Below are 18,181 nucleotides of genomic sequence, written 5' to 3'. Positions count from 1 at the left end.
TCAGCCCCTCTTCGTCAGCTGGAGCTTCGCCCGCGTCTCGGCCGGGGTCAGCACCTTGGCGCCCATCGACGTCAACGTGGTCCTCGCGGCGGCGACGAGATCGCCGTTCGACGCGAGCACGCCCTTTCCGAGCCAAAGATTGTCCTCCAGCCCCACGCGGACATTGCCGCCGGCGAGCGCGGCGAGCGCTGCATAGGGCAGCTGGTTCCGGCCGATGGAGAAGGCGGAGAAGACCCAGTCCTTCGGCAGGTTGTTCACCATGGCCATCAGCGTGCCGATATCGTCCGGCGCGCCCCAGGGAATGCCCATGCAGAGCTGCACGAGCACCGGGCCGTCGATCAGCCCCTGCGCGTGCAGCCACTTGGCGAGCACGAGATGGCCGGTGTCGAAGACCTCGATCTCCGGGCGAACGCCCAAGGCCTGCATCTGCCGGGCCATTTCCTTCAGCATGGCCGGCGTGTTCGTCATCACGTAGTCGCCCTCGCCGAAGTTCATCGTGCCGCAGTCGAGCGTGCAGATTTCGGGGAGAAGCTCGGCGACATGGGCGAGGCGCTCCGTCGCGCCGGCCATGTCGGTGCCCTCTGGCGACGGCGGCAGCGGGGTCTCGACGGAGCCGAGGGTCAGATCGCCGCCCATGCCGGCCGTGAGGTTGATGATCACGTCGACGCCGGAGGCGCGGATGATCTCCACCGTCTCGCGGTAGAGCGAGAGCTCGCGCGAGCCCTTGCCCGTCGCGGGATCGCGGACATGGATGTGGGCGACGGCGGCGCCGGCCTCGGCCGCTTCGATGGAAGCCGCCGCGATCTCCTTCGGCGTCACCGGCACCTTGGCCGAGCGCCCCGCCGTATCGCCGGCACCGGTCACGGCGCAGGTGATGAAGACCTCGCGGTTCATCTGGAGGGACATGGGCGAAGGACTCCCGTGGCAATCGACGACGGCGGGAAGCTTGCCCGGCACCCGAAGGCCGTGGGATACCGAAAGCGCCGACGACGAGGCCCGATGCGCATGACCGCGACGATTTTCGCGCCCTCCGAGGATGTGCTGTCGATCGACCTCCTGCTCCTTTCGGCCTTCTCGCTCCTGTCGCTCGCCTCCACCCTCGAGCCCCTGCGCGCGGCGAACCGGGTGGCGGGGCGCGCGCTCTATCGCTGGCGGCTCCTCTCGCCGGACGGAAGGCCGGTGACGAGCTCGAGCGGCGTCGAGATTGCCGTGGACCGGGCCTTCGATGCGGCGGACGAACGGGACGCGGTGCTCGTCGTGGCGGCCTTCGACGTCGCGCGCCACGCGACGCGGCCGGTCCTGGCGATGCTGCGGCGGGTGGCGCGCACCGGCATCGCGGTCGGCGGCGTCGAAGCGGGTGCCGTGGCGCTCGCCATGGCGGGTCTTCTCGAAGGGCGGCGCGCGACGACGCATTGGGAGGATCTCGACGCCTTCGCCGCGACCTTTCCCGAGGTGGAGGTCGTGCCGAGCCGCTTCGTTCTCGATCTCAGGCGCGGCGGCGGCGATCGGTTCACGACGGGCGGCGCCTCGCCCGCGCTCGACATGATGCTGGAGCTGATCCGCCGCCGCCAGGGCGCGCCGCTCGCGCTCGGCGTCGCCGGCATCTTCATCTACGAGGAGGCGCGCGCCGGCGAGGATCCCCAGCCCAGCGTATCGCTCGGCCGCCTCGACTGGCACGAACCGCGCGTGGCGCGCGCGATCCGCGCCATGGAGACGCGGATCGACCGGCCGCTTCCGGTCTCGGCGATCGCGCGTGCGGCCGGCGTCGCGCCCCGCACCCTGGAGGCCCTCTTTCAAGCCGCGGTGGGCACCTCTCCGCGCGCCTTCTACGCGGGGTTGAGACTGGAGGCGGGCCGCCGAATGGTCCTTGAAACGCGAACGGATATGGCGTCTGTTGCTGAAGGCTGCGGCTTTTCGTCCGCATCCGCCTTCGCACGCGCCTTCCGCCGTCGATACGGGGAGAGTCCGGGACGAGCCAGGCGCGAGCGGCGAGATGGGTGATCGGCCGCCGCCCTTCGGCGAGCGGAAGTCTTTTCCTTGACCGGATCGACCGAAATGCTGCAACGCAAAGCATTGCCTGATTAATTGCTAAGCATCCTTGATCGCGAAAGGCCTTCTCTCGTCTTTGAAGACCTTCACGCCTCAAAACGACAACTGATGTCGCACTTGAGCAGCTTAGCTTCTCATTGAGCCGATAGCGTTTCCAGGAAGGGTTCCGGCACGAACAAGGAACTCGCTCCCGATGCGGTCCGGTTCCAGCCGTCGCGTGGGATCCCCCAAAAGGCGCGGCAGGAGACGGACATGAGCGACACCTTCAAGGATCTGACCGCAGCGGCGAAGCGCGGGGGCCTCAGCCGCCGCGAGTTCATGGGCCGTGCGCTCGCCGCGGGCATCAGCCTTTCCGTCGCGGGCGATCTCTTCGCCTCCACCGCGATGGCGCAGACCGCGACGCCGGTGAAGGGTGGGCACCTGAAGCTCGGGCTCGAAGGCGGTGCGGCGACCGACGTGCTCGATCCCGCCAAGGCGCTCTCGCAGGTCATGTTCGTCGTCGGCCGCAACTGGGGCGACATGCTGGTGGAAAGCGATCCGCTGACCGGCCAGCCCGTCGCGGCGCTCGCGGAAAGCTGGGAATCCTCGCCCGACGCCAAGACCTGGACCTTCAAGATCCGCAAGGGCGTGCAGTTCCACAACGGCAAGGAACTGACGATCGAGGACGTCGTCGCCACGCTCAAGCGCCACACCGACGAGAAGTCGGATTCCGGCGCGCTCGGCGTCATGAAGACGATCGGCGAGATCAAGGCCGATGCCGGCAATCTCGTGATCTCCCTCGCCGAGGGCAATGCGGACCTGCCGCTCCTTCTCACCGACTATCACCTGATCATCCAGCCGAACGGCGGCAACGACGACGTGAACGCGGCGATCGGAACTGGCCCCTACAAGCTCGCGAGCTTCGAGCCGGGCGTTCGCATCACCTTCGAGAAGAACGCGAGCGATTGGCGCACCGATCGCGGTTATGTCGATTCCGTCGAGATCATCGTCATCAACGACGCGACGGCCCGCGTCGCGGCGCTCTCCTCGGGACAGGTCCACTACATCAACCGCGTGGACCCGAAGACCGTCGGGCTCCTCAAGCGTTCGCCGAAGATCGACATCCTGAACACGTCGGGCCGCGGCCACTACGTCTTCATCATGCATTGCAACACGGCGCCCTTCGACAATGTCGACCTGCGCCTGTCGCTGAAATACGCGATGGACCGCGAAGCCATGCTGAAGACGGTGCTCGCCGGCTTCGGCAAGGTCGGCAACGACTTCCCGATCAACGACACCTACGCGCTCTTCCCCGACGGGATCGAGCAGCGCGCCTACGATCCGGACAAGGCCTCGTTCCATTACAAGAAGTCCGGGCATAGCGGGCCGGTGCTCCTGCGCACCTCCGACGTCGCCTTCCCCGGCGCGGTCGATGCCGCCGTGCTCTTCCAGGAATCGGCGAAGAAGGCCGGCATCGAGATCGAGGTCAAGCGCGAGCCCGGCGACGGCTACTGGTCGAACGTCTGGAACGTCCAGCCCTTCTCGACCTCCTACTGGGGCGGGCGTCCGACGCAGGACCAGATGTACACGACGGCCTATTATTCGAAGGCCGACTGGAACGACACGCGCTTCCTGCGCCCCGACTTCGACAAGCTGCTGCTCGAAGCCCGCGCCGAGCTCGACGAGACCAAGCGCAAGGACATGTACCGGACCATGGCGACCTTGGTGCGCGACGAGGGCGGCCTGATCCTGCCGATGTTCAACGACTTCGTGAACGCCTCGCAGAAGAGCGTGAAGGGCTACGTCCACGACATCGGCAACGACATGTCGAACGGCTTCGTCGCCACGCGCGTCTGGCTCGAAGCCTGATGAGCGTCGAGACGGGCTCCGGCGTCGGTCCGGCCGGTCCCGGAACGGCGGGCGTCCTCCCCTCGGGGGACCCCATCGCGTCCGCGGGATCTCTCGGCGGCATGCTCGTCTCGCTCGCACCCGGCGCCGACGATCGGTCGGCGCTCGGGCGCTTCATGGGGGACAATCCGCTCGCCGCGATGATCGTGCAGCGGCTGGCCCTCAGCCTTCTCCTCCTCGTCGCGGTCTCGGTCGTCCTCTTCCTCGGCATTCAGGCACTGCCGGGAGACTTCGCGCAGACCTATCTCGGCCAGTCCGCGACGCCGCAGGCGGTGGAGAACATCCGGCGCGAACTCGGCCTCGACCAGCCCGCCGTCACCCGCTACCTCTCCTGGCTCGGCGGCGCGGTGCAGGGCGATTTCGGCACGTCCTGGGCGAGCCGGAACTCGATCTCGGAGCAGATCGCCAACCGGCTCGGCAACACGCTCTTCCTCGCCTTCTTCGCGGCCGTGGTCTCCGTGCCGCTCGCGATCGGGCTCGGCATGCTGTCCGTCCTCTACCGCGACCGCATCCCGGACCGGATCATCAACGTCTTCTCGCTCGCCGCCATCTCGCTGCCCGAGTTCTTCGTCGGCTATCTCTTCATCTTCGTCTTCGCGATCACGCTCGGCTGGGTGTCCTTTCCCTCCACCGTCTATGCCGGCATGCCGTTCTTCGAACGGCTGGAGGCGATCGCGCTGCCCTGCGGCACGCTCGTCCTCGTGGTGCTGGCGCACATGATGCGCATGACGCGCGCCGCGATCCTCAACGTGATGGCCAGCCCTTACGTCGAGACGGCGGAGCTGAAGGGCCTCTCCAAGATGCGCATCATCGCCCGCCATGCCGGGCCGAACGCCATCGCGCCGATCATCAACGTGGTGGCGCTCAATCTCGCCTATCTCGTCGTCGGCGTCGTCGTCGTGGAGGTCGTCTTCGTCTATCCCGGCATCGGGCAGTACATGGTGGATGCAGTGACCGTGCGCGACATGCCGGTGGTGCAGGCCTGCGGGCTTCTCTTCGCGGCGGTCTACATCCTCCTCAACATGGTGGCCGACATCCTCGCCATCGTCTTCAATCCACGCCTGAGGCATCCGAAGTGAGCGGCGCACCCATGCGAGGGCGCAGAATGAGAGAACCCCGAATGAGAGGGGCGAATTGATGCGTCTGCGCTCCATCCCCGTCAGCGCTTGGATCGGGTTCTTCGGCATCGGCCTCGCCCTCGTCTGCGCCCTCTTCGCCCCCTATCTCGCGCCCTTCGGCGAGCGCGAGGTTGTCGGCGAGGTCTGGGAGCCGATGGGTCCGGTCTTCCTGCTCGGCACCGACAATCTCGGCCGCGATCTCCTCTCGCGCCTGATCTTCGGCGCGCAGACGACGATCCTCGTCGCGGCGGCCGCGACACTCCTCTCCTTCTCGATCGGCGTCATCCTCTCCTTCACGGCCTCCGTCGTCCGCGGCTGGACCGACCAGGCGCTGTCGCGCCTCAACGACCTGATGATGGCGATCCCGACGCTGATCTTCGCGCTCGTCGTCCTCGCCGTCCTGCCGCAGAAGCTCTGGATCCTGATCTCCGTCATGGCGGTCCTTGATTCCACCCGCGTTTTCCGCCTCGGGCGGGCGGTCGCGACCGACATCGTCGTCATGGACTTCGTGGAAGCGGCCCGGCTTCGCGGCGAGGGAACGGCGTGGATCGTCTTCCGCGAGATCCTTCCGAACGCGCTCTCGCCGCTGCTCGCTGAGTTCGGCCTGCGCTTCGCCTTCTCCGTCCTCTTCCTCTCCACGCTGTCCTTTCTCGGCCTCGGCATCCAGCCGCCGGACGCCGACTGGGGCGGCATGGTGAAGGACAACAAGGACGGCATCATCTTCGGCGTCTCCGCGGCGCTGATTCCCGGCACCGCCATCGCGATGCTCGCCATCTCGGTCAATCTCGTCGTCGACTGGCTCCTCAACCGCACGTCGAGCCTCAAAGGAGGCCGCGGATGAGCGCCACCGGTCCCCTCCTCCGGGTTCGCGACCTCACGATCGGCGCGCGGATCTACCCGCCGGGCGAAGCGCCGAAGGACATCATCATCGTCCACGGCGTGTCCTTCGATCTCCAGAAGGGCCGCGTGCTCGGCCTCATCGGCGAATCCGGCGCGGGCAAGTCGACGATCGGTCTCTCGGCCCTCGCCTACGGACGCGGCGGGGTCCGGATCACGGGCGGCACGGTGACCCTCGACGGGCAGGATCTCCTGACGCTTTCCCCCTCGGGGCTCCGGCGGATCCGCGGTGCCCGGGTCTGCTACGTCGCGCAATCGGCGGCGGCGGCCTTCAACCCGGCCTTTCGGCTCGGCGACCAGATCGTGGAGGCCGCGCTGAAGCACGGCATCCTGACGCGCGCGGAGGCCAAGACGCGCGCCGACCACCTCTTCAAGATCCTCGGCCTGCCGAACCCGGAAACGTTCGGCCAGCGCTATCCCCATCAGGTCTCCGGCGGCCAGTTGCAGCGCGCGATGACCGCGATGGCGCTTCTGCCCTCGCCCGACCTCATCGTCTTCGACGAGCCGACCACCGCGCTCGACGTGACGACGCAGATCGACGTCCTCGTCGCCATCAAGCGCGCCATCGAGGAGACCGGCACCGCCGCGATCTACGTCACCCACGACCTCGCCGTCGTCGCGCAGATCGCCGACGACATCATGGTGCTGCGCCACGGGCGGACGGTCGAGGTCGGCACGGTGCGCGAGATCATCGAGGCGCCGAAGGAGGACTATACCCGCAAGCTCGTCTCGATCCGCCGCGAGGGCAAGCCCGAGGCGCCGGACCAGTCGGACCGGCTGCTGCGCATCGACCATGTCGACGCCGCCTATCCGAACGGCTTCCAGGTCCTCCACGGCATCACGATGCATCTGCCCAAGGGCCAGACGCTCGCCGTCGTCGGCGAGTCCGGGTCCGGCAAGTCGACGCTCGCGCGCGTGATCACGGGGCTTCTGCCGGCCCGGAACGGACGCATCACCTTCCAGGGCCGGGAGTTGTCGGCGGCCCTGTCCGGCCGGACGCGCGAGGATCTGCGCAGGATCCAGATGATCTACCAGATGGCGGACACCGCCATGAACCCCCGCCACACGGTGGCCGACATCATCGGCCGTCCCCTGACCTTCTATTTCGGGCTTCGCGGCGCCAAGAAGGCGGCGCGCGTGAAGGAACTCCTCGAGCAGATCGAGATGGGCGCGGGCTTTGCCGAGCGCTATCCGGCCGAGCTTTCCGGCGGGCAGAAGCAGCGCGTCGCCATCGCCCGCGCGCTCGCGGCCAATCCCGAACTGATCCTCTGCGACGAGCCGACCTCGGCGCTCGACCCGCTGGTGGCGGAGGGCATTCTCGACCTTCTCATGCGGCTGCAGGCGGAGACGCAGGTCTCCTACCTCTTCATCACCCACGACATCGCGACGGTCCGCGCCATCGCCGATTCCGTCGCGGTCATGCATCGCGGCCGGCTGGTGCGCTTCGGGCCGAAATCGGAGGTTCTGTCGCCGCCGTTCGACGATTACACGGACCTCCTCCTCAAATCGGTGCCGGAGATGCGGATCGGGTGGCTCGAGGCCGTCCGCGACCAGCGCCGCATGGCGGCTGCCGGAAACTGATCGGTCCCTCTCCCATGCCCGCTTCCCCCATCGCGCTCGCCGGCGTCCTCTTTGACAAGGACGGCACCCTCCTCGACTTCGACGCGACCTGGGGTCCGGCGACGCGGGAGGTGCTGGAAACGCTGGCGGGCGGCGATGCCGGTCGCTTCCGGGCGCTGGCCGAAATCGGTGGCTATCTCCCGGACAGCGGCAGCTTCCGCCCGGATTCCCCGATCATCGGCGGCGACACGACCGAGTTCGCGCCGGCCTGGGCCCTGATCCTGGGGAAAGCGCCGGACGAGGCCTTCGCCGATCAGGTGAACCACCTCTACCGGGCCGCGAGCCTCCGGCACCTCACCGCCTATGACGATGTCGGGCCGGTGATCGAGGGGCTTCGGGCGGAGGGCCTCGCCGTCGGGCTCGCCACCAACGATTCCGAACGGACCGCAAGGGCCCATCTCGGCGCGCTCGGGCTTCTCGACCGATTCGGCTACATCGCGGGCTATGATTCCGGCTGGGGCGGCAAGCCGCAGCCCGGCATGGTCACCGCCTTCGCCGTCCACGCCAAGGCCGACCCCCAGGCGATCGTTCTCGTCGGGGATTCACCGCACGACATCGAGGCCGCCCGCCGGGCCGGGGCCTTCGCGATCGGCATCGCGCGCACGCGCCGGGCCGCCGACACTCTCGGCAACAGCCCCGATCTCGTGATCGGCTCCCTTGCCGAACTTCCCGAGGCGCTCGCCTCCCGCTTCGCCCTGCCCGCCAGGGTCGCCTGAGACTTCAGACCGGACGCAGGACATGACTGGCTTCACCGTCACCGAAAACCAATGGATCGTGCTCGCGGACGGCACCCGCCTCGCCGCCCGCATCTGGATGCCGACGGATGCGCCGGCCGGGAGCGTGCCGGCCGTTCTCGAATACCTGCCCTACCGAAAGGGCGACGGCACGTCGATGCGCGACGAGGCGACCTATCCGGGCTTCGCCGAGGCCGGCATTGCAGGGATTCGCGTCGACATCCGGGGATCGGGGGAATCGGACGGCGTGATCGACGGCGAATACACCGAGCGCGAACTCGCCGATGCGCTGGAGGTGATCGACTGGATCGTCGCGCAGGACTGGTCGAACGGCGCGGTCGGAATGATGGGCATTTCCTGGGGCGGCTTCAATTCGCTGCAGGTCGCGGCGCTGAAACATCCGGCTCTGAAAGCGGTGATCTCGATCGCCTCGACCGTCGATCGATACAATGACGACATCCACCACAAGAACGGCTGCCTCCTGTCGGCAAACCTTTCCTGGGCCGCCTACATGCTGGCCTATCAGTCCCGCGCGCCCGATCCCGCGATCGTCGGCGAGCGCTGGCGCGAGATGTGGCGGGAGCGGCTGGAGGGCGAGCCCTTCATGCTGGAGGAATGGCTGCGGCATCAGCGGCGCGACGATTTCTGGCGCCATGGCTCGATCGCGGAGGACTTCGAAGGCTTTCCCGTGCCGGCGCTCGTCATCGCGGGCTGGGCGGACGGCTATCGCAATACGCCGTTCAAGGCCGTGGAGGGGCTCGGCGAGAAGGCCAAGGCGCTCGTCGGTCCCTGGGTGCACAAGTATCCGCATTTCGCCTGGCCGAAGCCGCGCACGGATTTCCTCGGCGAAGCGATCGCCTGGTGGAACCGCTGGCTGAAGGGCGAGGCGAACGGCGCGGAGAACGGGCCACAGCTGCGCGCCTTCATCCTCGACGGTCCGAAGCCGGCGCTCCGGCGCGAGATCGAACCAGGGCGCTGGGTCGCGATGGACCGATGGGCGGCGCCGGAGGTGCTGACGCTGCACGGGCAGCCGGGCCGTCGTCTCGGCGCCGAAGCGAGCCTCACGAGCGAGCCGCTGTTCCTGTGCTCGCCGGAGGACACCGGCGTGATGGCGGGCGAATGGTTCACGCTGAAGCCCGACGCCGAGATGGCCGGCGACCAGCGGCTCGACGATGCGGGATCGCTCACCTTCGACACGCGGCCCCTCGAGGCTGCCGTCGAACTCCTCGGCTTTCCCCGCGTGACGCTCCGCCTGACGCCGGAGACCGCCGGGGGCCATCTCGTCGCCCGGCTCGTCGACATTCACCCGACCGGCGCGGCGACGCGGATCAGCTTCGGCACGCTGAATCTCACCCATGTCGGCGGGCATGCCGAGCCCGCGACCCTGGAGCCGGGAAGGCCGGTGGAGGTGAGGCTGCAGCTCGACGCCTGCGGCTATCGCCTCGCGCCGGGCCATGTCCTGCGCCTGTCTCTGTCCACCGCCTATTGGCCGATGATCCTGCCGGGGCCGCGATCCGCCGGCGTGACGGTCGACAGCGCCTCGCTGGCGCTCGCCCTGCCGCTTCTTTCGGCGGATGCGAGGGAGATCGAGATCCCCGAGCCGGCCGATCCCGATCCGTTGCCGACCTATATCGAGCACGCGCCCTCCGTTTCGCGCCGAAGCGTCGAGCGCGATCTCATGGCGGGCGTCACGCGCTACCACCTCCTGGAGGATACCGGTCTCTTCGAGCACCCCGACACCGGCCTCTCCACCCGCCAGGTCCGCGACGAGACCTGGACGATCCAGCCGGACGATCCGCTCTCGATGGTGGGGGAGACCCGCTGGTCGACCGAGATGCGCCGCGCCGACGGCTGGGTCGTCACGACGCGGACGCGGGCCAGCCTGTCCGCGACGGCGACGGACTTCCATCTGTCCGCGGAAGCCCGAGCCTACGAGGGCGAGCGGGAGGTGCATGTGAAGACGTGGGACACGGCGATCCCGCGCGATTTCATGTGAGACGGCACAGATCCTCGATCCCCCGGCAGAGCGCGGCGAAGGCGTCCCGCGCGCCGGGGCTCATGTGCCGGGCGCGCAGCCAGGCGTGGATCATCTGCGGCTCCTCGCGAAACGTCACGGCGACGCCGGCCGCGCCGAGCTTGTCCGCGTAGAGCCTCGCATCGTCGGACAAGGGATCGAACCGCGCGGCCGTGATATAGGCGGGCGGCAGACCGGCCGCGTCCCCGAGCACCAGCGGATAAGCGACGGGATCGTCCGCATCGGCATCGTAGAGGGCGCGATACCAGGCGACGTCGGAGGTCGAGAGGCCCGGCGCATCGGCCATCTCCACGAAGGAACCGCGGGACAGGTCGCCGCCGAGGCCGGGATAGATCAGCGCTTGCCCGACGATCCCCTCGAGCCCCGCGTCCCGCGCGCGGATGCAAAGACCGGCCGCGAGATTGCCGCCCGCGCTGTCGCCGACGACGACGAGCCTTTTGCCCTCGTCGATGAGGGCCGAAACCACCGCCGCGCCGTCGTCCGACGCGGCGGGATGGAGATCCTCCGGCGCGAGACGATAGTCCACCGCGACGAGGTCGGCGCCGACGGCGTCGGATATGTCCGCGCAGATCGCGTCGTGGCTTTCCAGAGAGCCGACCACGAAGCCGCCGCCATGGAGATAGAGGATCGTCACGTCGTGCCGGAGGTTCGCCGGGCGGTAGGCGCGCGTGCCGATGCCCGCGATCTCCGCATCCACGCTCGTCAATCCCGGCGGTCTCGGACGGTCGAAGGCGGCGCAGAGCGCGTCGTACCAGGCGCGCTGGCGCTCGATCGGGGCCGACACCGCATCCGGCGGGTAGAAGGCGTCGCAGGTCCGGATGAAGTCCCGGATTTCCGGCTCGTCGGGAAGGGGATGGGGCATGGAAGGGCCTCGGGGAGTGGACGCCGCCGGCACGTGAGGCGCCGCCGAGGGATGCCATGGAGAAATCGGGGCGTCCACGGCGACGTCCCGGCCCCGTCCATCCCGAAACCTTCGGCCGGCCGCCCGAACAGGATATGGCGCTTTTCCTCTCCGCTTTGCAGGTCTAAACCCGAACGTCTCATCGCGTCCTGCCGCCGGCTCCGGTTCGGCGCGTCCCGCCCTCGCTTCATCTGGGTTTCGCCATGACCAACATGCCCGATCTCTCCGCCTATCTCCGCGAAACGGCCTTTGTCGGGGGCGCCTGGATCGAGGCGGACGGGGGAGGAACCGTCGCGGTGACGGACCCCGCCACCGGCGCCACGCTCGGCACGGTTCCCGATTGCGGACGCGCCGAGACCCGGCGCGCGATCGAAGCGGCCAAGGCCGCCTTTCCCGCCTGGCGGGCGAAGACGGCCAAGGAGCGCGGCGCGCTGCTCCACAAGCTCGCCGATCTCATCGAGGCCGAGGCCAAGCCCCTGGCGACGCTCCTCACGGCCGAACAGGGCAAGTCGCTGGCCGAGGCGACGGGCGAGGTGAAGTTCTCCGCCGCCTATGTCCGCTGGTTCGCCGAGGAGGCCCAGCGCGTCTATGGCGACGTGATCCCCTCTCCCTGGCCGGGCCGCAAGATCCTCGTCACGCGCGAGCCGGTCGGCGTCGTCGGCGCGATCACGCCCTGGAACTTCCCCTCCTCGATGATCGCGCGCAAGCTCGCGCCCGCGCTCGCGGCCGGCTGCACGATCGTCATCAAGCCGGCCATGCAGACGCCCTATTCGGGTCTCGCCTGGGGCGTCCTCTGCGAGCGCGTCGGCATTCCCGCCGGGGTCGTCAGCGTCATCACGGGATCGGCGAGCGAGATCGGCGCCGAGCTCACCGAAAGCCGCGACGTCGCCAAGATCACGTTCACGGGCTCGACGCCGGTCGGCAAGATGCTCGTCGCCCAGTGCGCGCCGACGCTGAAACGCGTTTCGATGGAGCTCGGAGGCAACGCGCCCTTCATCGTCTTCGACGATGCCGACGTGGAGCGGGCGGTGGCGGGCGCGATGATCGCGAAGTTCCGCAATTCCGGCCAGACCTGCGTCTGCACCAACCGGTTCCTCGTGCAGTCCGGGATCCACGACCGCTTCGTCGAGGCGCTGGTGAAGGCCGTCGAGGCGCTGAAGGTCGGCAACGGTCTGGAAACGGGCACCGAGCAGGGGCCGCTGATCGACGACCGCGCCGTCGCCAAGGTCGAGGCGCATATCGCCGATGCGCTGGAACAGGGCGCTGCTATCGCCACGGGGGGCCATCGCCATGCTCTCGGCGGCACCTTCTTCCAGCCGACGGTCCTGACCGGCGTCTCGCTTTCCTCCCATGTCGCCAAGGAGGAGACGTTCGGGCCGATCGCGCCGGTGTTCCGGTTCGATACCGAGGAGGAGGCCATCGCGATGGCGAACGACACCGAATTCGGCCTCGCCAGCTATTTCTACACGCGCGATCTCGGTCGCGCCTTCCGCGTCGCCGATGCCCTGAAATCCGGGATGGTCGGCATCAACGAGGGACTGATCACCACCGAAGTCGCGCCCTTCGGCGGCGTCAGGGAGTCCGGCATGGGCCGAGAGGGCTCGAAATACGGAATCGAGGACTATCTCGATATGAAATATGTCTGCCTCGGCGGACTGGACGGATGATGGGACGACCATGAAGGCGATCGACGCGGACGGGTTCGAGGCCCTTTTCTCCCGCTCGATCGACCCTTGGAACTACCGCACCTCGCGCTTCGAAGCCCACAAGCGCGGCGTGCTCCTCAAGGCTTGCGGCCTTGGGCCCTACGGGCGGGGCCTCGAACTCGCCTGCGCCATCGGCACGACGACGCAGGCCCTGTCGCCACTCTGCCGGCGGCTTCTCGCCGTCGATGCCTCGCCGACCGCGATCGAGGAGGCACGCGCCGGCCGCTACGCCAAGCCGGTGACGTTCCGCACCGCCCGCCTGCCCGAGGACGCCCCGCGCGGCCCGTTCGACCTCATCGTGGTGTCCGAGATCGCCTATTACCTGAAGCCCCGCGCGCTCGACGCGCTGACGGACCGGCTTCTGGCAGCTCTTGCGCCCGGCGGCCGCATCGTCGTCCTCCACCACGTCACGCCCTTCGCCGACGCCGCCATCCTGCCGGCGCGGGCCCAGGCGCAGATGACCGCGCGGCTGGCGCGGCGTCTCGCGCCGGTCCTCTCCCGCCGCCTCGGCCGCTTCAAGGTGGCCGCCTTCGAACGCCGGCGACGCTGACGGACGAGGACGACGCCCCGGCCTTGGGACGTCAGGCGGTCGCCGCCTCCGGCAGATCGGGGAGCTCGGGGGCGGCCGCCGCCGGCGCGAAGGCGCGGTTCCAGGCGTCGAGGCCGGCGACCTTGTAGGCTTCGGCGAGGGTCGGATAGTTGAACGTGTTCTCCATGAAATAGTCGATCGTGCCCTTTAGGTTCAGAACCGCCTGTCCGATGTGCACGAGCTCGGTCGCGCCCTCGCCGACGATGTGAACGCCGAGAAGGCGACGCGTCTTCTTGGAGAAGATCATCTTCATCATGCCGGAGGTGAGGCCCATGATCTGACCGCGCGACAGTTCGCGGAAGCGTGCGATGCCGCATTCGTAAGGAATGCCGCGCTTGAGGACCTCCTCCTCGGTCATGCCCACCGTCGAGATCTCCGGCACCGAATAGATGCCGTAGGGAAAGAATTCTGGGGCCGGCGGCGGGGCGAGGCCGAAGGCGTGGCAGGCGGCGAGACGGCCCTGCTCCATCGAGGTGGAGGCGAGCGAGGGGAAGCCGATGACGTCGCCCGTCGCATAGATGTGGGGCACGGAGGTCTGGAGCGTCTTCGGGTCGACGCCGATGCGGCCACGATGATCGACGGCGATGCCGGCGGCGGGCAGGTTGAGCGCATCCGTCTCGCCGACGCGCCCGGCCGCGAAGAGCAGCATGTCGCTGGCGACATGACGCCCGCTCTTGATCTTGCAGAGCGGCCGGCCGGCGGGATCGAACTCGACGGACTCCACCTCCGAGCCGAGCCGCAGCGAGACGTTGCGGTCGCGAAGCTCGTGCACGAACTCCTCGATCAACTCCTTGTCGATGAAGTCGAGAAAGGTCGGGCGCGGCTCGATCAGCGTGACGGCGACGTCGAGCGCGGAAAAAATGGTCGCGTATTCCACGCCGATGACGCCCGCGCCGATGACCGCGAGGCTGCGCGGAAGCTTCTCGATGCCGAGGATCTCGTCGCTGTCGAAGACGCTGGTGCCGTTGAAGGGCACGTAGCCCGGGCGGAAGGGCCGCGTGCCGACGGCGATCACGACATGGTCCGCGGTATGGGTCTCCGACTCGCCGAAGGCGGTCACGACGCGGATCTCGGTCGGCGACACGAAGCTCGCGGTCGCCGATGCGACCGTCTCGACGTGATTGCGGGCGAACTGATGATCGAGAACCTCGACCTCGTGGTCGAGCGTCAGCGATCCGCGCACGAGGAGATCGGCGGCCGTGATGTCCCGCTTGACCCGGTAGGCGCGGCCGTAGAACCCGCGCTCGCGCCAGCCGGTGAGGTTCAACACGGTCTCGCGCAGCGTCTTCGACGGGATCGTCCCGGTGTGGACCGAAACGCCGCCGACGCGGCGGCGCTTGTCGACCACCAACACGGACTTGCCGAGCTTGGCGGACTGGATGGCGGCCCTGCGGCCCGACGGGCCGCTGCCGATGACGATCATGTCGTAGTGAGCCATGGACCGACGCTTCGAGAAACAGGTTGAGGCAGGGAGTGCCGAGGAAGAAGGGGCCTAGCAGTTCGACATTGCGCGAACCCGATCTTGTGCCTGCACGTGCTGCACTGCAACCGATTTCGGCCGGCAGCCGTCAGATCAGGTCGGGGTCGCTGCCGGGGCGTTCCACCGACGCTCCGTCGGCCGCGCGGCCGGCGCCGTCGGACTCGCGGATCGGTGCTTCGAGATTCTCCTGCGCGCCCTGCCGGCCGGTATCGGCCCGTTCGACCGAGCCCGGCCCCTGCGCGCCGGCCGTGGTCTCGATGCTGGCGACCTTCGCCTCGCCTTCATCCTCGCCGAGAACGCTGATCGAGGCATCGATGGCGGCGGCGTCCGGCGACTTCTCTGTGTTCGACATCGGTCTCTCCCGGTTGGATGCCGGTCCGCGAGGGGTCTCGGCCGGCGTCAGGTCTCGTCAGGAGAAGCCCGTCCGGCGTGAAGCGTTCCCTCGACCGCCGTGCGAGATCACCGCAGGGGCTCCGAGAGAAGGGCGGGATCGATCGTGTAGAGATCCTCCGCCCGTCCGACGCCGCGCAGGGCATAGCGGCCGACGGACACGAGATCGCCGCGCTCGGGTTCCGGCGTCGCCGCCACGAACTCGGCCGACAGAAGAAGCAGGCGATCGACCGAACGGCAGAGCGAGGCGATGCGGCTGACCTCGTTGACGGCCGGGCCGACGACGGTGAAGTCCAGACGGTCGTCGGCGCCGATATTGCCGAACAGAACGTCGCCGAGATGCAGGCCGAGCGTCACATCCGTCACGGCCCGCCCCTCGGCGGTGCGTCGCTCCGCCAGGATGGCCAGGCGTTCGCGCAGGTCGACCTCGGCGCCGAGCGCGGCGCGGCAGGCCCGCGCCGGATCGTCCGCCCGAAAGACCGCCAGCACGCCGTCCCCGATCAGTTTCAGGACGTCGCCGCCCGCTCGATGAACCGCTCCGATGACCGCTTCGGAATAATCGTTGAGGAGCGGCAGGATCTCCGAAGGGTCCGTGCGGTCGGTGATGGCGGTGTAGCCCCGCAGATCGGAAAACCAGAGAACGGCGCGGATCTTCTCCGCGACGCCGCGTTGGATCTTGCCGGACAGGACACGCGCGCCGGCGTCGCGGCCGAGATAGACCTCGACCAGCGTGCGGGCGACGCGACCGAGCGAGAGCGACTGGATGGCGAGGACGAGGACCGGGATCAGCCGCCGGAGCGCATCGAGATCGTCGTCGCCGAAGCCGTCCGGCTGATCGGACAGCCAGCTGGAATAGATGCAGTCCATCCCGGCGATGGTGTCGGTGCCGGTGAAGAGGTGGCGGCAGGCGAAATAATCGGTGCGCCCCTCCGCCCGCAATTCGTCGAAGACCGCGAAATCGCCCTCGCCCCCGCCCATATCCACGCCCGCAGCCACACCCTGGAGGCGGCGGCGCAGTTCGGTCGTGCCGGTGCGGTCGAGATGGTAGAAGGTCGTGCGGCGCCAGGTTTCGGCGGCGTCGCCGCTGTCGGTTCGCCCATATTCGACCACCGCCTCTTCCGGCACGCCGTCGCTGCGCCAGCGGAAGGCGCGGCCTTCGTGGATCGGGTGGAGGGTGTCGACGATCAGGCTGGCGCGACACAGCGGCACGCCCGCCGCGCTGAGATCGAGGCAGAAGCGTCGCAACAGTTCGGGCTCGGTCATGCCGGACAGGCCTCGCTGGACGATGGTCGCCGCCAGACGTTCGATGGTTGCAGCTTCGATCATCGCAGTCTCCTGTTCGTCGGTGCGGCCCCGTCAGGTCGCCCCGATCCGTTCCTGTCATGGGCCGCCCGGCGCCTGCGTCGCGCAGGCCGGCTTGTTCGGCACGGGTCCGGACTCACGGCGACACGGTCCGCAGTCGCTGGCGGGTGGCAAAACGAAGGGCGGAGCGCCGGCTCCACGGCCGGAGTTCCGTCATGCCTAAGAAGTTGGACCGGAACGGGCCTTCCGGCACGACCGTTGGACGAGCGCTTCCTTCGACGACAGCACGGATCCTTCCATGACCCCTTCGACCCGCACGCTCGCCGCCCTTTTCGCTTCGGCCGTCGCGGCTTGCCCCCTCGCGGCTTTGCCCGTGCAGGCGCAAGATAGCGCGGCCGGACCGAAGCTGGAGGAGGTCGCGAGCTTCGATCATCAGGTGACCGGCGTCACCGTTTCGCCGGACGGCCGGGTCTTCGTGAACTTTCCCCGCTGGACGGAGGACGCCCCGATCTCGGTCGGCGAGGTGAAGGACGGGGTGGTCACGGCCTATCCCGACGAGGCCTGGAATTCCTGGCGCAACGCCCGCAAGAACGAGATCTCGGCCGAGGATCATTTCGTTTCGGTCCAGAGCGTCGTCGCCGATGGCAAGGGCAGCCTCTGGGTGCTCGACCCCGCCGCGCCCGCCAGCGCCTTCGTGGTGCCGAAGGGGCCGAAGCTCATGAAGATCGATCTGGCCACGAACAAGGTCGCCGAGACCTATCCCGTCGACACGAGCGTGGCGCCGCAGGGAAGCTATCTGAACGACGTCCGCTTCAGCCCCGACGGCGGTCATGCCTACATCACCGATTCCGGGCCGATCGGCGCGCTGATCGTGATCGACCTCAAGACCAAGCAGGCGCGCCGGCTCCTTTCGGGCCACCCCACCGTGCAGGCGGAGAAGGACGTCGTCGTGAAGCATCGGGGCGCGGAGATCCGCCGGCCGGACGGGCGCGGCGTGGAGTTCGCAGCCGACGGGATCGCGCTTTCGAAGGACGGCGAGACGCTGTTCTGGCAGGCGTTGACCGGCAAGACGCTCTACGCCATCTCGACGAGCCTTCTCGAGGATCCCGCCACGAGCGACGAGGCGCTGGCCGCCGCGATCAAGACGCGCGGGGAGAACGGCGTCTCGGACGGCCTCTGGCTCGACGGGCGCGACCGGATGTACATCTCGGCCCTCGAAGAGGATGCGATCAAGCGCCGCGAGGGCGAGACCGTCTCCACGGTCCTCAGCGACGAGCGGCTTCGCTGGCCCGACACGTTCGCCGAAGGGCCGGATGGCTCGATCTACGTCACGGCCTCCCGGATCATGGACATGAACTGGTACAGGCCGGAAAGCCCCGCGGCCCTGCCGACGAAGCTCTTCAAGTTCAAGCCGGAGTAGCGTCCCGTCCGCCTGGGCGCGCCCATCGTTCCGTCGGACCTTCGGCCGCTTTG

Annotated in this window: 15 protein-coding genes; 10 read left to right on the top strand and 5 right to left on the bottom strand. The window is 68.5% G+C overall.

The window, feature by feature from the left end; all coding sequences use genetic code 11:
• Positions 1-906: a 3-keto-5-aminohexanoate cleavage protein gene (locus tag ASG43_RS15735; RefSeq protein WP_056507032.1), complete on the bottom strand. Its 906-nt coding sequence runs from the start codon at positions 904-906 to the stop codon at positions 1-3.
• Positions 907-1,005: 99 nt separating this feature from the next.
• On the opposite strand from ASG43_RS15735, the gene ASG43_RS15730 reads away from it, so the two are divergent.
• The 7 genes from ASG43_RS15730 to ASG43_RS15700 all read left to right on the top strand — a co-directional run bounded on the left by ASG43_RS15730 (position 1,006) and on the right by ASG43_RS15700 (position 10,301).
• Positions 1,006-2,001, top strand: a complete 996-nt coding sequence (locus tag ASG43_RS15730; RefSeq protein ID WP_056507421.1) for a GlxA family transcriptional regulator — start codon at positions 1,006-1,008, stop codon at positions 1,999-2,001.
• Positions 2,002-2,301: 300 nt separating this feature from the next.
• Positions 2,302-3,897, top strand: coding sequence for an ABC transporter substrate-binding protein (locus tag ASG43_RS15725; protein WP_056507029.1), 1,596 nt, complete (start codon positions 2,302-2,304; stop codon positions 3,895-3,897).
• A 101-nt stretch (positions 3,898-3,998) separates the two neighbouring features.
• Positions 3,999-5,015: an ABC transporter permease gene (locus ASG43_RS15720; RefSeq protein ID WP_156386748.1), complete on the top strand. Its 1,017-nt coding sequence runs from the start codon at positions 3,999-4,001 to the stop codon at positions 5,013-5,015.
• Between the two features lie 58 nt (positions 5,016-5,073).
• Complete coding sequence (locus ASG43_RS15715; RefSeq protein ID WP_056507025.1) at positions 5,074-5,895, top strand: ABC transporter permease; 822 nt, start codon at positions 5,074-5,076, stop codon at positions 5,893-5,895.
• Positions 5,892-7,532, top strand: a complete 1,641-nt coding sequence (locus tag ASG43_RS15710) for an ABC transporter ATP-binding protein (protein WP_056507021.1) — start codon at positions 5,892-5,894, stop codon at positions 7,530-7,532. The genes ASG43_RS15715 and ASG43_RS15710 overlap by 4 nt, the downstream gene beginning before the upstream one ends.
• Before the next feature lie 14 nt (positions 7,533-7,546).
• Positions 7,547-8,287, top strand: coding sequence for an HAD family hydrolase (locus ASG43_RS15705; RefSeq protein ID WP_056507017.1), 741 nt, complete (start codon positions 7,547-7,549; stop codon positions 8,285-8,287).
• Between the two features lie 22 nt (positions 8,288-8,309).
• A complete protein-coding gene (locus tag ASG43_RS15700; protein WP_056507014.1) occupies positions 8,310-10,301 on the top strand; it encodes a CocE/NonD family hydrolase in 1,992 nt (663 codons plus the stop codon).
• Here ASG43_RS15700 and ASG43_RS15695 read toward each other — a convergent pair.
• On the bottom strand, positions 10,294-11,202 hold the full coding sequence (locus tag ASG43_RS15695; protein WP_056507012.1) for an alpha/beta hydrolase: 909 nt from the start codon (positions 11,200-11,202) through the stop codon (positions 10,294-10,296). The two genes, ASG43_RS15700 and ASG43_RS15695, sit on opposite strands and share 8 nt — an antisense overlap.
• Positions 11,203-11,444: 242 nt before the next feature.
• On the opposite strand from ASG43_RS15695, the gene ASG43_RS15690 reads away from it, so the two are divergent.
• Both ASG43_RS15690 and ASG43_RS15685 read left to right on the top strand, forming a co-directional pair.
• Positions 11,445-12,908, top strand: a complete 1,464-nt coding sequence (locus ASG43_RS15690; protein ID WP_082490970.1) for an NAD-dependent succinate-semialdehyde dehydrogenase — start codon at positions 11,445-11,447, stop codon at positions 12,906-12,908.
• 10 nt (positions 12,909-12,918) lie between these two features.
• Positions 12,919-13,497, top strand: a complete 579-nt coding sequence (locus tag ASG43_RS15685; RefSeq protein ID WP_162244735.1) for an SAM-dependent methyltransferase — start codon at positions 12,919-12,921, stop codon at positions 13,495-13,497.
• Positions 13,498-13,528: 31 nt separating this feature from the next.
• On the opposite strand, the gene sthA is transcribed toward ASG43_RS15685, so the two are convergent.
• The 3 genes from sthA to ASG43_RS15670 form a co-directional block, all read right to left on the bottom strand.
• A complete protein-coding gene (sthA, locus tag ASG43_RS15680) occupies positions 13,529-14,974 on the bottom strand; it encodes a Si-specific NAD(P)(+) transhydrogenase (protein WP_056507007.1) in 1,446 nt (481 codons plus the stop codon).
• Positions 14,975-15,104: 130 nt separating this feature from the next.
• Positions 15,105-15,368, bottom strand: a complete 264-nt coding sequence (locus ASG43_RS15675) for a hypothetical protein (RefSeq protein WP_056507004.1) — start codon at positions 15,366-15,368, stop codon at positions 15,105-15,107.
• Between the two features lie 107 nt (positions 15,369-15,475).
• Positions 15,476-16,729 carry an adenylate/guanylate cyclase domain-containing protein gene (locus tag ASG43_RS15670; RefSeq protein ID WP_056507415.1) on the bottom strand — a complete coding sequence of 418 codons (1,254 nt, stop codon included), beginning with the start codon at positions 16,727-16,729 and terminating at the stop codon, positions 15,476-15,478.
• Between the two features lie 277 nt (positions 16,730-17,006).
• Here ASG43_RS15670 and ASG43_RS15665 point away from each other — a divergent pair, with 277 nt between their 5' ends.
• Positions 17,007-18,128 carry an L-dopachrome tautomerase-related protein gene (locus ASG43_RS15665; RefSeq protein WP_056507001.1) on the top strand — a complete coding sequence of 374 codons (1,122 nt, stop codon included), beginning with the start codon at positions 17,007-17,009 and terminating at the stop codon, positions 18,126-18,128.
• The last annotated feature ends 53 nt before the right edge of the window (positions 18,129-18,181 follow it).

The organism is Aureimonas sp. Leaf454, from assembly GCF_001424685.1.
Lineage (GTDB): Bacteria > Pseudomonadota > Alphaproteobacteria > Rhizobiales > Rhizobiaceae > Plantimonas.
Note: the sequence above shows the minus strand (reverse complement) of the source record. Positions and strands in the feature narration are given on the sequence as shown.

What these genes read in the sequence shown, in the direction of transcription:
- ASG43_RS15700 (WP_056507014.1), top strand. Translation starts at nt 8,310, where the DNA reads ATGACTGGCTTCACCGTCACCGAAAACCAATGGATCGTGCTCGCGGAC.
- ASG43_RS15725 (WP_056507029.1), top strand. Translation starts at nt 2,302, where the DNA reads ATGAGCGACACCTTCAAGGATCTGACCGCAGCGGCGAAGCGCGGGGGC.
- ASG43_RS15720 (WP_156386748.1), top strand. Translation starts at nt 3,999, where the DNA reads ATGCTCGTCTCGCTCGCACCCGGCGCCGACGATCGGTCGGCGCTCGGG.
- ASG43_RS15675 (WP_056507004.1), bottom strand. Translation starts at nt 15,368, where the DNA reads ATGTCGAACACAGAGAAGTCGCCGGACGCCGCCGCCATCGATGCCTCG.
- ASG43_RS15715 (WP_056507025.1), top strand. Translation starts at nt 5,074, where the DNA reads ATGCGTCTGCGCTCCATCCCCGTCAGCGCTTGGATCGGGTTCTTCGGC.
- sthA (WP_056507007.1), bottom strand. Translation starts at nt 14,974, where the DNA reads ATGGCTCACTACGACATGATCGTCATCGGCAGCGGCCCGTCGGGCCGC.
- ASG43_RS15695 (WP_056507012.1), bottom strand. Translation starts at nt 11,202, where the DNA reads ATGCCCCATCCCCTTCCCGACGAGCCGGAAATCCGGGACTTCATCCGG.
- ASG43_RS15665 (WP_056507001.1), top strand. Translation starts at nt 17,007, where the DNA reads ATGACCCCTTCGACCCGCACGCTCGCCGCCCTTTTCGCTTCGGCCGTC.
- ASG43_RS15735 (WP_056507032.1), bottom strand. Translation starts at nt 906, where the DNA reads ATGTCCCTCCAGATGAACCGCGAGGTCTTCATCACCTGCGCCGTGACC.
- ASG43_RS15730 (WP_056507421.1), top strand. Translation starts at nt 1,006, where the DNA reads ATGACCGCGACGATTTTCGCGCCCTCCGAGGATGTGCTGTCGATCGAC.
- ASG43_RS15710 (WP_056507021.1), top strand. Translation starts at nt 5,892, where the DNA reads ATGAGCGCCACCGGTCCCCTCCTCCGGGTTCGCGACCTCACGATCGGC.
- ASG43_RS15690 (WP_082490970.1), top strand. Translation starts at nt 11,445, where the DNA reads ATGACCAACATGCCCGATCTCTCCGCCTATCTCCGCGAAACGGCCTTT.
- ASG43_RS15705 (WP_056507017.1), top strand. Translation starts at nt 7,547, where the DNA reads ATGCCCGCTTCCCCCATCGCGCTCGCCGGCGTCCTCTTTGACAAGGAC.
- ASG43_RS15685 (WP_162244735.1), top strand. Translation starts at nt 12,919, where the DNA reads ATGAAGGCGATCGACGCGGACGGGTTCGAGGCCCTTTTCTCCCGCTCG.